Origin of the sequence: Microbacterium sp. DT81.1 (assembly GCF_049844955.1) — a bacterium.
GTDB lineage: Bacteria > Actinomycetota > Actinomycetes > Actinomycetales > Microbacteriaceae > Microbacterium.
Map to the genome: position 1 here is coordinate 1 of NZ_JBNCMA010000035.1, position 342 is coordinate 342.

Consider the following 342-nt stretch of genomic DNA (forward strand, 5'->3'; position numbering starts at 1 on the left):
ATCATCCCCCCGTGGTCCATGCCGTCCATGTCCCCCATCGGGGTGCCCCACTCGTCGAGCCAGGACTCCATCAGCTCGATCTCGGGTCCTTGGGCTGCTTTGATCTGCTCGGCGAGGGTGAGGACGCGTTCGTCGATGCCGTCCTTGGCGAGGATCATGTCGGCCATCTCGACGGCTTGTTCGTGGTGCGGGATCATCATCATCGTGAACTGCATGTCGGCGTTGTTCACGTCGGCGGCCGGGGATGCCGATGCCGATGAGCCCATTCCGGGCATGTTGTCCATCCCGCCACTGCTGGTGGTGCTGGCGCAGCCAGCGAGGGCGAGCAGGGCGGTCAGGGTG

1 protein-coding gene is annotated in these 342 nt (G+C 64.9%); it reads right to left on the reverse strand.

All coding sequences use genetic code 11. The features are described from left to right. A partial coding sequence (locus ACLQ2Q_RS22230; RefSeq protein WP_425824085.1) for a DUF305 domain-containing protein occupies positions 1-338 on the reverse strand: 338 nt, incomplete at its 3' end. Between the last annotated feature and the right edge of the window lie 4 nt (positions 339-342).